At 33.7% G+C, this 13,522-nt stretch carries 11 protein-coding genes and 1 riboswitch; of the genes, 2 read left to right on the top strand and 9 right to left on the bottom strand.

The features are described 5' to 3' along the window. The first annotated feature begins 112 nt into the window (after positions 1-112). Positions 113-544 (top strand): 3-hydroxyacyl-ACP dehydratase FabZ, encoded by a 432-nt coding sequence (fabZ, locus tag PP176A_RS12885; protein WP_071140892.1) that lies wholly within the window; start codon positions 113-115, stop codon positions 542-544. 131 nt (positions 545-675) lie between these two features. Here the strand turns inward: fabZ and nagA are convergent, their stop codons facing one another. The 6 genes from nagA to PP176A_RS12855 all read right to left on the bottom strand — a co-directional run bounded on the left by nagA (position 676) and on the right by PP176A_RS12855 (position 7,245). Continuing rightward, a complete protein-coding gene (gene nagA, locus PP176A_RS12880) occupies positions 676-1,800 on the bottom strand; it encodes an N-acetylglucosamine-6-phosphate deacetylase (RefSeq protein WP_071140891.1) in 1,125 nt (374 codons plus the stop codon). Between the two features lie 45 nt (positions 1,801-1,845). Further along, a complete protein-coding gene (locus tag PP176A_RS12875) occupies positions 1,846-2,268 on the bottom strand; it encodes a PTS sugar transporter subunit IIA (RefSeq protein ID WP_071140890.1) in 423 nt (140 codons plus the stop codon). Between the two features lie 31 nt (positions 2,269-2,299). Continuing rightward, positions 2,300-3,106, bottom strand: a complete 807-nt coding sequence (locus tag PP176A_RS12870) for a PTS system mannose/fructose/sorbose family transporter subunit IID (protein WP_071140889.1) — start codon at positions 3,104-3,106, stop codon at positions 2,300-2,302. Continuing rightward, positions 3,093-3,857 carry a PTS N-acetylgalactosamine transporter subunit IIC gene (gene agaW / locus PP176A_RS12865; RefSeq protein ID WP_071140888.1) on the bottom strand — a complete coding sequence of 255 codons (765 nt, stop codon included), beginning with the start codon at positions 3,855-3,857 and terminating at the stop codon, positions 3,093-3,095. The genes PP176A_RS12870 and agaW overlap by 14 nt, the downstream gene beginning before the upstream one ends. Then, complete coding sequence (locus PP176A_RS12860) at positions 3,857-4,339, bottom strand: PTS system mannose/fructose/N-acetylgalactosamine-transporter subunit IIB (protein WP_071140887.1); 483 nt, start codon at positions 4,337-4,339, stop codon at positions 3,857-3,859. Before PP176A_RS12860 ends, agaW begins: the two co-directional genes overlap by 1 nt. A gap of 149 nt (positions 4,340-4,488) precedes the next feature. Further along, on the bottom strand, positions 4,489-7,245 hold the full coding sequence (locus PP176A_RS12855; protein ID WP_071140886.1) for a sigma 54-interacting transcriptional regulator: 2,757 nt from the start codon (positions 7,243-7,245) through the stop codon (positions 4,489-4,491). A gap of 229 nt (positions 7,246-7,474) precedes the next feature. Then, a riboswitch (SAM riboswitch) is annotated at positions 7,475-7,586 on the top strand. Between the two features lie 98 nt (positions 7,587-7,684). Here PP176A_RS12855 and PP176A_RS12850 point away from each other — a divergent pair. Then, complete coding sequence (locus PP176A_RS12850) at positions 7,685-8,587, top strand: M20 family metallopeptidase (RefSeq protein WP_234958937.1); 903 nt, start codon at positions 7,685-7,687, stop codon at positions 8,585-8,587. Positions 8,588-9,105: 518 nt separating this feature from the next. Here the strand turns inward: PP176A_RS12850 and cysK are convergent. The 3 genes from cysK to PP176A_RS12835 all read right to left on the bottom strand — a co-directional run bounded on the left by cysK (position 9,106) and on the right by PP176A_RS12835 (position 13,380). Then, on the bottom strand, positions 9,106-10,023 hold the full coding sequence (gene cysK, locus PP176A_RS12845; protein WP_071140885.1) for a cysteine synthase A: 918 nt from the start codon (positions 10,021-10,023) through the stop codon (positions 9,106-9,108). Between the two features lie 583 nt (positions 10,024-10,606). Next, positions 10,607-12,259, bottom strand: a complete 1,653-nt coding sequence (locus tag PP176A_RS12840) for a cobalamin B12-binding domain-containing protein (protein ID WP_071140884.1) — start codon at positions 12,257-12,259, stop codon at positions 10,607-10,609. Then, positions 12,259-13,380 carry an NAD/NADP-dependent octopine/nopaline dehydrogenase family protein gene (locus PP176A_RS12835; RefSeq protein WP_071140883.1) on the bottom strand — a complete coding sequence of 374 codons (1,122 nt, stop codon included), beginning with the start codon at positions 13,378-13,380 and terminating at the stop codon, positions 12,259-12,261. Before PP176A_RS12835 ends, PP176A_RS12840 begins: the two co-directional genes overlap by 1 nt. Between the last annotated feature and the right edge of the window lie 142 nt (positions 13,381-13,522).

Below are 13,522 nucleotides of genomic sequence, written 5' to 3'. Positions count from 1 at the left end.
AGTTTACATATAAACCTTTAAAGGATATTATAGATATTTTATATCAGTGGAGATATAATATCAATATTTTTCTTTCTCTTTTTCCAAAATATAGTATAGTGAGGTGTTCTTAATGAAAAATGTATTGAATGTAACTGAAATAAAAAATATCATCCCTCACAGATATCCTTTTCTGCTTGTCGACAAAGTAGAAATCATAGAAGAAGGAATGAAGGGAATTGGATATAAAAATATTACCATTAATGAATATTTTTTTCAAGGCCATTTTCCGGAATATCCTGTAATGCCCGGTGTGCTCATAATAGAGGCAATGGCTCAAACAGGAGCTGTAGTTATATTAAGCCAAGAAAATTTTAAAGGAAAGACCCCGTTTCTTGCAGGATTAAATAAAGTTAAATTTAGAAAAAAAGTTGTCCCCGGAGATACACTATTAATGACAGTAGAAATTTCCAAGCTGAGAGGGGCAATAGGCGTAGGAAAGGGTAAAGCAGAAGTTGACGGGCAAATAGTTTGTGAAGCGGAATTTTTGTTTGCCATAGGATAAAAAGCTTCTATTGAAACTCATTTTACTGAAAATCCATAGGGAAATTATAATTTCCCTATGGATTATAAAATCTTCCGCTTAGAACTTCGCCTTTAGTTCTAAGCGGGAGATTTTTAAAAATTTATCTTCTGTTATAAAATTATTTCTTGTCCGGATATAAAGGTTTTACGGACTTTAAAAGAACTGTCCACAAAATTAAAATCAGCGTCGAATCCTTTCTCAATTTTACCTTTTTTTATCTTCATATGTGTTCCGCAATTTGTAGAAGTCATTTTTACAGCATCAGGTATACCTAACCCTAATTTAACAATTATTGTTTTGAAATGATCTGCCACATCTCTTGTGCTGCCATACAGTACTCCGTTTTTTAGATAAATTGCTCCGTCCTTTATTATATAATCTTCAGTTTCCCTGTCAGAAGAATCATGCCCAAACTTAATATCTCCATCAGATACTGCCATAATTTTGTCTGTCCCTTTTGATTTAATTAATATTTTCATTGCTTCTTCACTGACATGGACACAATCCATTATAAGTTCACAATATATATCATCACTAAGAATTGCCGCCCCCATGATGCCTGGTTCTCTATGTTCATACGCTCTCATTGCATTATACATATGAGTTACCTGAGTAGCCCCTTCTTCGATACCTCTCATGGCCTGTTTATAGGTTGCCATAGAATGACCCAATGAAACTACTATTCCTGCTTCTGCAAATTTATTTATTGCCTCATAAGCTCCCTCTAATTCCGGAGATATTGTTATTATCTTTATAACATCAGCCCCTGCATCAATTAATTCTTCTACTTCTTCGGGAGTTACTACCTGTTTAAGCTTTTTTTCGTCCATAGCACCTTTTTTTTCTAAACTTAAGAATGGTCCTTCAAGATGAATTCCTAAAAAACAAGCTCCTAAATAATCGGAACCAAAAGCTTTTCTACATTCTTCAAACATCCTAAAATATTCTTGATTGCTTTCAGGTCCAATGGTCACATAAAAACCGGTAACACCTCTACCCGCATAGTCAATCGCCATTTGCTTCAATTCATGTGCATCATAGCCATTAGCTCCGTGGCAGTCAATAAATCCTGGGATTAAATAATAATTAGAAGCATCTATTATCTCATTATTTTTAAATTCTTTTTCTTTTAGTTGCCCCACATATTTAATAATACCGTCTTCTATGAGGACATCATTATCTTTCGTCATCATACCATTAAAAGGTATTTGAGCATTTTTTATTATTTTCCTCATATTATTTAGGCTTCACTCCTTTTTATAAAATTTTGGTTTGCTGCTTCAATTAAGGTTGTTAATGTTCCTGCTTTTTTCTGTGATTGATTTTTTATCAAAAACCTGAACAGCATTCTTCCCTACATTTGTTATCTGCTCAACTAATTCTTTTAACGGCATTACTTCTCTTTTAATAATCGATTCTATTATCATCGAAATATTGGTTCCGGTTACAACATATACATTGTCATATTTCATGCCTAAAATAGTAGATATCCTAAATGGAGTACCGCCGATAATATCCGTAAATATTAATGTACCTTCCTTTGAGTTTTTAATAATATCTTCTATTTTGTTTGAATATATCTCTAAATCTATATTATTAAATTCAACTTTTATAATATCTTTCTGAATACCCATTATAAAATTTATTCCGTCCAACATTCCATCGGAAAATCTGCCATGACCTGTAATTATCAATTTTACCATTATATATCTCCATTCTATAGTCCCTTATTTTCTAAAAAATTCCAAAGTACTTAGTAACTATTCCAAACACTATAATAATTCCAAATATATAAGACGGCTTTAACCCTTTTTTCAGAAGCCAATAAACTAAAAAAGTAAAAGCCAATGGAATCATATTTGGCATAATTTTATCCAAAACATCTTCCTGCAATTTTATTGATACTTTACCTGCGTTTATCACAAGAGGTGTACTCATGCTTACATACGAAGCAATCAGCGCTCCCAGCACTGTAAGACCAACAATGGAAGCCAATTTAGAAAGTTGCTTTGTCCCAGTTCTAAGTTTCGACAACGCACTTAATCCTTTTCTATAACCGTATCCTATTCCTCCAAATTGGAGTACAAAATGCAGTACATTAAACAAAACAAGGGATAATATGGGCCCCGCAAAATTACCTTGTATAGCAAGAGAAGCTCCTAACCCTTGGCAAATGGGAAATATCGTAAGCCATATAAGAGCATCTCCTATTCCTGCAAAAGGTCCCATTAGAGCATATTTAACACCTCGTATGGCTTCCCTGTCTTCCCCCTTTTCCTCCATAGCTGCTATAACACCTGCAACAGGAGTAACGACAAAGGGATTTATATTAAAGAACTCTAAATGATCCTTCAATGCGGATTTTAATTTTTCCGGGTTGTTTTTATAAATTTTCCTTAGAGCCGGCATTAAAATATATTCCCATCCTCCCGCCTGCATTCTTTCAAAAGAAAAAGAGGATTGAAGGAAAAAAGATCTCCACGCCATATTATTTAAATCTTTTTTTGTTAATAAACCTTTTTCATTATTAGATTCCGTCATTCGAAATAGCCCCCTTATCTTCATCATCATCTGATCTTCCGTTATAGTAAGTATAAGCCGCTATTATAACCGCTATAATTGCAACACCTATTATAGATAATTTAAAATAAGTTACCAGCACAAATCCCAGAAACATAAAATAAACCAAATCCTTTTTCAGCATTATTTTAAGCAATATGGCAAAACCTACGGCCGGCATCATTCCTCCGGCTACCTGAAGACCATCAAGGATTACGGCAGGTATGGAATCGATCACCGCCTTAGCTGTACTTGCCCCAAAATATAAAGGCAAAAAAGCAATTAAGAAAAAGAAAGTAAACATTGGAATCATTCCGGCAAGGTTCATTAGTTCTATACCTTTCGTATCGCCTTTTTCAGCATATTTATCAGCTTTATGAATAAATCCGGCATTTGCGGTATATATTAAATTGCTGATGGCCTGAACGGCTATAGAAAATGGTACGGCTATTCCGATTGCAACTTTAGCATCAACATTCGTCAGTATTGCAAAGGAAGTTCCCAATATTCCTCCAATGACACTGTTTGGAGGCTGCGCTCCTCCTATTGCCATTACTCCCAGGAATACCAATTCCAAAGTACCCCCAACAATTAATCCTTTTTGAATATCCCCAAGAATTAGCCCAATTATTGCCCCAGTCGCAAGAGGCCTATAAATCTGTAGATTACCATTATCACTATCCAAACCGCATATCCCCGAATATATGGATATTAACAGTACTTTTAATAACATCATTCCGCCTCCTTTATTAATTTCATCATATCGGTTCCGTTTTCAGTCGGTACCCTTTTAGCTTCACATTTAATGCCCATCTCTCCCAACTTTTTAAAAGCGTTGATATCTTCTTCATCAACTGAAATAGCAGAAGATATTTGTTTTTTACCTTCCTTGAAATGCATATTCCCGACATTTACTTCTTTAATAGGAATACCTCCTTCAATAAGCTTAATAATGATGCTTACATCTCTTACTATTAAAAAAATATTTTGGTTCGGTCCCGCCTTTGGCAGTTTCTTAATAGCTTCTTCAATACTAAAATAACGAGTACCTACTCCGTGAGGAGCAGCCATATCCAGCAGTAGCTGCTGAGTCTTATCTCCACAAACCTTGTCGTCAACTACTACTATTAAATTAGCATTGACCTCCGAACACCAGGATACAGCAACCTGTCCGTGTATAAGCCTGTTATCAATTCTTGTCAATACAATTGGCATATTTTCATCTCCTTTTGGTATTTATCTACCGCAAAATTCATACCAACCAGTGTAACATATAAATATAATAAAAAAACAAATAAAAAAAGGTGCCTCAATTCAATATTAGACACCTTTAAACTGTAGTATTTCAATATTTACTCAACTTTTTATAACTTTAAATCACTTATTTTTAAATTAATTATATCATAAATATAGGCAATCTCTGATACAGGTATTTCTATTTTGTAAACATCGGCTATGACACTAAAAGATTCCTCAACATAATTTATAAACTGTCTATGACACTGTTTAAATTCATCCATCCCTTTATATGACATTATGGGTTCCTTCATCACCAATCTTTCTATAAGACAGCTTATATGGATATACAAACTTATCTTTAAATCATTGGTGAAATACTTTTTTAGTCTTCGCTCAAGATCATTTATTATAATTTCAACCTGATCGATTATTTTGTTGGAATTTAATATAGTTATATTTTCTATAACATTTTGCAGTGAAAATAATTTTACTATAGCCTGATTAATCTTCTCTACATCTTCTTTACCTGCAATATTTTTCAGTGCCTTTTTAAGAGCACTGTAGCCTTTGCTGAGTATTAAATCTTCCAAAGACAAATACTGAATCTCTTGAATCCCCGGATTAATCGTCCCTATTATCAATTTTACTTCATATTCCTTAAATATTTTATCTTCGGTTCCATTTCCTTTAAGTTTATTATAGTCATAGGCAATTATTTCTATATTGTTATCCATGAGGCATTTGGCAAATAAATCCCTTATTTTTACCGCGACTCCTATTCCGGTCATACAAGTCACGATTATGGCATCTTTTTTGTTTCTGTTATATTTAATAAATTTATACCTATTATTATTTTCAGCTACAGATTCCGATACAACTTTTTCTAATTCTTCTCCTCTTATTATCTTGTTGCCTACTCCTATGGCCAATTGAGTAGTAATATTGTTCACAATCCCTATATCTCCATTTACAATATCCCCAATGGATCTGTATATTTCCTCCAAAGAACCCATATCCACCAATATAATAACCCCTGAAGACGTATTTATGCCCTTTAGATAACTGCATATTTTATGCATAATCTCTTGAATAGACATTTCTATAGGCATGTCAAAAGCTTCAAAAATAAACTGCCCCAGAAGCCTGTTTGCAACGCTTGCAATACTGCTCGCTGTAGAATATCCGTGAGAAATAATTACAGCGGTAATATTTTCCCCGTTATTTTCTTGGTTAAATGTATTTATATATAATGTAAAATAAATTAATATTAATCTGTCGGTTTTCATATCAAGATTAACCTCAATAAGTCCTGTCATCTTTTTTGCAATTAAAAATTCCTTTGGGAAAACATCTTCTATAATATTCAAAGCAGCCTCAAAGTCATAGTTACCTTCGAGTTTTTTTGTAATACCATCATACATTATATTTATCAAATATGTAAAAACGATGGATGCATTGCCGTAATATCTGATTCCATATAAGTTCTCCATAATTTTCAAAATATTCTGTATAACCTTCTTAGTTTCATTATAAAAAACAGTGTCATTATAATTTTCTATATCTTCAAATATAATTTTATCTAAAACTTTATCTATGGTTGTCGTCATTTTTTTCTTGAAATTCCGTATATCGGTTTTATTATTCTTATAATCCCGAATAGAATCAAGCAGTACCTCTGTTTCTTTATTTATCGTGGAATCTTCAAATATATCATTGGGGGCATAATCTTTAGGTATATCTTTAGATACAAACATGCTGCTGAATATACTTCCTGTTAAAATAAAATCAACTTTGGTCTTAATTTCTGCAGGTAAATCGTATAAATGTATTTTCAATATCTTAACACTGTCCATTACATATGCACCATAAGCCGACGCACAACTGTATTTGATTGCATTCTTCAGTTTTCCTATATTTCCCGATATATTGATCTTTAATAAAACATCCATCACCTGTTTACTGACAACAATATCTATTCCGATATTTTTTGATTCTTCCTGATAAAAATTGTATATCATCTGCAATTTTTCCTGAACAGGCCTTCCGAACAAATCCGGTATGCTTACAACTAAAGGTATACGACGTAAAAATGTGTTAATAAGACTCAAAGACGGTTCTTCCGTCGTAGCAAAGATAAATCTAACCTTTGATGACCTCCAATTATTAGACTCTCCTAATCTTCTGAATATTCCTTTATCAAGAAATAAAAAAAGTTTCTCCTGTCCTTCCGGAGTCAGCCTATGAACTTCATCTAAAAACAAATAGCCTCCATTAGCTTCCTCCAACAGTCCTATTTTATCCTTATCAGCACCTGTAAAAGCACCTTTTACAAATCCAAATAAATTTGCCGACAACAATTCCGGATTGTCTGCATATTCTGCACAATTAAATATGACATAGGGAGCATCTTCAGCTATTATTTTATTATTTTTTGCATATTCATATACAACTTGTGCCATAAAACTTTTACCTGTACCGCTATTTCCTATAAGAAGCAGAGGAAGACCGTCAGGAGGATATGTAGCAGCCGACTTGCACATTTTGACCTGTTCTCTAAGACTTCCATGACTTCCTATTATCTTGTCAAAGGGATCGTATTTTTCAACTGCCGTTCCTCTTCCGATTTCCACATGACCAACCGTTTTCTGCAATATAGAATTATTTTCATAGGCATCCCTGTCTATGAAATAAACAGGTCTCGTATTAATTTTTATTGCTTTGCCTTCCATATACAATTCATTCAGCAAATGACTTGCAACATTTCTTTTGATATTTAATTCTTTTGATATTTCGCTGGCAGTTACACCTCTCTTTTTGTTATTACACAAATCTAAAGACATAACTTTTAAAAAATTATATACTTTATCCTTGTTCCTTTTCATACTTATCTTATTCTCCTTCTTTGCTAAACATTAAATTTTATATTTTAACGTTTAGCTGCCACATAAAATTGTACTTAAAATATTTCTTATTATTTTGTTATTTAATCCATTATACCCTATTTAAGCCTTATATGCTATAAAGTAAAGTGACGATGTATTATAAAAAAATTTGTTGACATTTTTAAATAATGCTCGTATAATTTATTATTAATAATTGAATATGAAAAACTTCTTATCCAGAGAGGTGGAGGGACTGGCCCTATGAAACTTCGGCAGCGGATTCTTTTCATTAGAGAATGCTGTGCCAATTCCAGCAAGCTTTATAGCTTGGAAGATAAGAAGAGCGAACGTATCATCTTTTGATATAAACCTCTTCTTACTTTAAATTAAGAAGAGGTTTTTCATTTTCATAATATGTCAAAAGAAGGTGATGCTTAAAATGTCAGAAGAAATAAAACAAAGGATTTTAAAAGATGTAGAATCCAATAGTTCTAAGTATATTTCCATAAGTCACGAGATTCACGATCACCCTGAAATAGGAAATGAGGAAATCTTGGCCAGTAATCTATTGACACAGCTTTTAATATCAGAAGGTTTTTACGTAGAAAAAAATGTAGCAGGTCATCCCACAGGATTTATTGCAAAAAAGGAATCTTCTCATTTATCGGGTCCTACCATTGGATTTTTAGCCGAATATGATGCACTTCCTAAATTAGGTCATGCTTGCGGCCATAACATCATAGGAGTCAGTAGTGCCGCGGCAGCAATTGCTTTAGGAAAAGTATTGGACGAAACGGGAGGAAAAGTTGTAGTTTTAGGCACTCCTGCCGAGGAAGGAGGAAATAACGGAAGTGCCAAAGGAAGTTTTGTAAAGCATAATCTATTGAAAGGAATCGATGCTTGTTTAATGGTTCATCCCGGAAATAAAACATATACTACAGGAAAATCTCTTGCGGTAAATCCCCTTGATTTTGAATTCATAGGAAAATCCGCTCATGCATCAGCAGCTCCCGAAAAGGGGATTAATGCCTTAGATGGAGTTATACTTTTATTTAATGGGATAAATGCTCTGCGTCAGCATGTAACAAGTGATGTAAGAATTCATGGAATAATTACCCATGGTGGAGATGCGCCTAATATTATACCTGAATATGCCAAAGCCCGCTTTTTCATAAGAGCAGATACAAAAATTAAATGCGACAAAGTCACTCAAAGAATAAAAGGCATTGCTAATGGTGCCGCTCTTGCTACCGGAGCAAAGGTAAATATTATTGAATTTCAAAATTCAGTTGATAATATTCTGCCTAATAAAAAATTTGACGATGTTTTTAAAGAAATCTGAGAATCCTTTGGTTTAGATATTCATTCGCCGGAAAATAAAGCCAGTGGATCCAGTGATGTTGGAAATATCAGTCATGTAGTTCCAACTATTCAGCCTTCAGTTAAAATAGGTCCTGACAATTTAGTAGGACATACAATAGAATTTAGGGAAGCCGCTCGCTCAAAGGATGGTGACAGAGCCATTTTATTGGGAGCTGAGGCATTGGCTTTAACAGGATTAAAATTAATTCTAAATAAAAAATTGTTGAAAGAAATTAAAGACGAGTTTGAATATCAATTAAAGAATGAAGCTAATGAATTTTAACAATTTAATTTTGCAACCATATTTAAAATTGCAAGTTTCTTTTTTAATATAAATTAACTCCTCCAAACTTTTTGAAACCCATCTTACGGAAAATCCAAATTAGGGTAAATGGAATTTTCCTATAGTTAAAAAAATAATACGGATTTTAAAAAATCCGTATTATTTTTTAGTTTTGTAAATTTTATGGTAATAATACTTCAACAAATAAATTGATTTTAGCTAAATATTCCCGTACTTAAATATCTCTCTCCATTATCCGGAGCAATAGCCAATACAGTTTTGCCTTTTCCTAATTTCTTTGCCCATTGTAGTGCTACATAGACCGCTGCTCCCGATGAAATTCCTACAAGTATCCCTTCTTCCCTTGCCAGTTGTCTTGTAGTTTCAATGGCATCTTCATTAGATACCGTATTTATATCATCCAATAAATCAAGATCCAGTATCTTTGGAACAAAGTTAGCTCCTATTCCTTGTATTTTATGAGGACCTGCTTTTCCTTCAGACAATAAAGGTGAAGATTTGGGCTCTACGCCTACTATTTTCACATTACTGTTTTTCTCCTTTAGAACCTCCCCTACTCCTGTAACTGTACCTCCTGTACCTATACCTGCAATAAATACATCTATGTTACTTCCCAGATCTTTGAGTATTTCTTGAGCTGTAGTTTCAATATGGGAAAGAGTATTATTTTCATTGCCAAACTGATAAGGTATATAATAATTTGAATTTTGCTTTGCAAGTTCTTCTGCTTTATCTACCGCTCCCTTCATCCCGTTTGAGCCAGGAGTTAAAACAACCTCTGCTCCAAAAGCTTTGAATAAATTTCTTCTTTCTATACTCATAGTTTCCGGCATAACAAGAATAACTTTATATCCCTTTGCAGCACCTACCATGGCAAGACCTACTCCGGTATTTCCGCTTGTTGGTTCCACTATTACATATCCTTTTTTTAACTTTCCTTCCTCTTCAGCTTTTTCAATCATATATAGTGCCGGCCTATCTTTAACACTTCCACCCGGATTAAAATATTCAAGTTTTACATATATATCCGCATAATCTTTTCCTACCAATTTGTTTAATTTGACGATAGGTGTGTTACCTATTAGCTCTAATACATTTGTTGCAACTGTCATTTAAATCCCTCCAAATTAATATTTTAATACTAAATTTATGCCCTTTAAACTTTTTTATAACCCACAGGAAAATCCTATTTATCTTAATATAGATTTTTCGTAAAATGGGTTTTAAGAAAGGTTTCCTTAATATATTAATGTCTCAATGGAAGCCTTTCTTCATTCACAAAATATTATTATTTTATGAATTACTAAAAAGCATTAAATTTATTGAAACAAAAAAACTTCTGTCTCCGAAATAAACAATTTCAGAGGCAGAAGTTTTGCTTCCACGGTCCCACTCTGTTTAGATGAACAAACATCCATCTTTAAATCCGGCACTTTCATGCCTTATCTCTATAACGGAAGAATCCCGTAACAGTCTACTTTCCCTACGGTTTCGACTTAACACTCCCAAGAGCACTTTTGATATGTCCAACTATAGAGTTCTCTCACCATCTGAACTCCTCTCTGTATATCTTTCATATCATACTTTCCTTGATCATAGCGTTTAAAATTTAATTCATACTAAATTACTATACATTCATAATAATTCATATTCAAAAAAAAGTCAATAGTTTATTTTAAAACTCTATAGCTATTTTTATGAAATATTTATTTCATAATCAATATCTCCGGCCATTATTCTTTCAATTCTCTCTCCTTCAGTAATTACCCTGTTCAATTTCTCATCAAAGGGGTACATTCCTCCATTTACAATTCTTGTAGTTAATTTCCCGCATGCAGCACTATTTCCTTTTAAATGAGGTGCATCAAGAATACCTATTTTAACCGCTTCTTCAAGAATAACAGGATCTGTTAGAGGATCTTTTGAACTGTTAGATAGACTCTTAATGGAATTTATTATTATGCTGCCGTCTTTTATAAGCTGAGCCTTCCTTCTCTGAACATCTATATCGTCAACCATATTTATATCTCCCAAGAATATATTTTTCAAAACTCCCCTAACTATCATACAGGATTCTATTATATCATCTGCTGTTGCCGCATGATGAGCTTCACAATATCCTACTACGTGGTATATATGAGGTTTTATAGCCATAGATAGATAAGCAGATGATGCCAACTGTCCTTTTGCCTGGTATAGGTTAGTAGGAAAACTTGCGAGGCCGGCTCTTGCTTGACGGTAAACCCTAAAATTCTCATCTTCTAAGCTTTCAATAAGCTCTATCATTGCTAACATCTTGGCTAAGTCCATCTTAGGAGATATTGACGCAGGAACGTTAAACATATATTGTGAAATATAATCTTTTACTCCCATTTTCTTTGCATTATAGGCTGCCAAATAAGCCGTAGCCACTCCTACAGCATCATGAGCATCTCTCAAACTCCAATGATGAGATTCGTTTGCCTCTACAGGTATATTTCTCTGGCCATGCCACTTCATAACTTTTTGATTTTCCCTTATTGCTTCTTTTATTTCTCTGGGTCCCCTTTTATCTAACTCACTGTACCAGAACAAGGGGACAGCACACCAGGCATTATGAATAGTTTCCTGAAGCATTTCACTGTACTTAATCAAGTTTTTTGTTCCGCTATAACATCTCATCAGAGGATAATTCCCCTTCTGAGCTGCTTCATATAACTTCGAGAAATCTTCTTTTGTCCTTAGCGGAACTCCTCCTGCTCCATCTAACCTCGAATCCATTTTGTCCTGGTCAAAAAAGTATTCCTGAGCATTTTGGTCCGGAGCAATGGATATTACATCCAGAACCTTTGAATCCGATATTTTATCAATAGCTCTGACAGTTTCCTCAACCGATGAAAGTCCTATATGATGTCTTAGTACAGGATATGGATATTTCCAATTAATCCTTGATATTAAATCTCTGGGATACGTTTCCTCCACTCTTAATTTTTTATTTCTCAAAATGGATATTACTTCGTCTACGTCTTCACCTCCATAAAATACTTTCTTAAATATACCACTTTTTTCGGCTACCTTCCCTGTCGGTTCCGTTCCCCCAAAGAGCCATATCTTATCTTTCAAATCTGATTTCTCCAATTTCTCTTTTAACTCATTCAGAATAGCTTCCAAAGGCTCCGGACTTAATCTATAGCTTAACCCTATTACATCCGGATCGGAACATTTTACATTTTCAATCACATCATCAATAGGTAAAGATATTCCCATAAAATCTACTTCATATCCTTCCCTCTCCGCTAAAGCAGAAAAGTTCATTACACCGGCTACATGCACACAATTTCCTATTGTACAAAGAGACATTTTTTTCATTAGGCAACCACTCCTTCTTTATTATCTAATAATTTTCCCGTTCTGGCCAAATGGTGTATTTGAAATTTATCCAGTCCTTCCAATCCCAATTTTTTAACTGTTCTTCCCTCTTCCCAGAAATTTTTTCCGGTAATTATTTCTGAAAGAACTATAATTGAATCTATTGCCGGAGTCTCTATATCTAATTGCTTTGCTAAAGATGACATGGGAACAAGACTACAAGGAACATCTTCGTAAATATATCTGATATTAAGACCTTTAGGAGATTTAAGCCCTTTATAGGCCGGATTATTTTGAACAGCATCATATAAGGTATCTCCTTTTGAGCCATAAGTTTCATATAGCCAGTCTTTTGCAGACATAGTATCTATGTTTAACTTATCAGCTATTTCCATTCTCTCTTTATCCATCCGTTCAATAAACCTTCCTACAGATGGAGTTATTCCTTCAGTATAATAATCAAACGTTATGCCTCTTTCTATATGACCGCTATTTAATAAAGTAGGTGCCGGATGAAATATGGCTCCAAAATTATTTAAGCTTGTTTCCATTACATCCTTGGCAGGTATGAATTGAGAAAATATGGGTGAAATTTTTGAAATTACTTCTTCGGTTCTGCTCGCAGGTATGGCTGATAAAGATACCTCTTTTTTGCTTTTGAATATATGAACTTCATTGTTTCCGGTTATCCTGCATGCATATATAAGGGATTGAGCTTCTGCTACGACTACATCTTGAGCAGTGCATTCGGAATTTCTGATATTTTCATATACTTCTAATGCTCCCCCTGTTCTTCCCGGATTCAATATTATAATCTGTTCATCCTCTAAGTAAGGTGCTATGTTTTGAGAAATAAATTTGTGACCTACAGCAGGAACCGTAACCATAATTATATCCGTATTCTCTATAGCTTCCCTTATATTATCAGTAACTTTGTTTAACCGTCCGCAACCTTCTATCTCACCGGTTAAATGTATAATTGGATTCTTGATTAATGACATTATATTTTCTTCAGTTCTATTATATAAATTTACCTCATATCCTTTCATAGCAATATATCCGGCTATTGCTATGCCCCCATTTCCTGCTCCTAACACTGAATATCGTATTTTTTTATTCATGCAATTTCCTCCTTTAAATTTATTTTCTGTCATAATCTAAACCGGTATTTACTTATAAAGGGCTCTTATTAAAAAGTCGTATATTGAGGAAACCTTTCTTGGAAATCCATTTTATGAAAAGTTCACATTAAGGTAATTTAAG

It is taken from the genome of Sporanaerobacter sp. PP17-6a (assembly GCF_900095615.1).
Taxonomy (GTDB): domain Bacteria; phylum Bacillota; class Clostridia; order Tissierellales; family Acidilutibacteraceae; genus Acidilutibacter; species Acidilutibacter cellobiosedens.
Note: the sequence above shows the minus strand (reverse complement) of the source record. Positions and strands in the feature narration are given on the sequence as shown.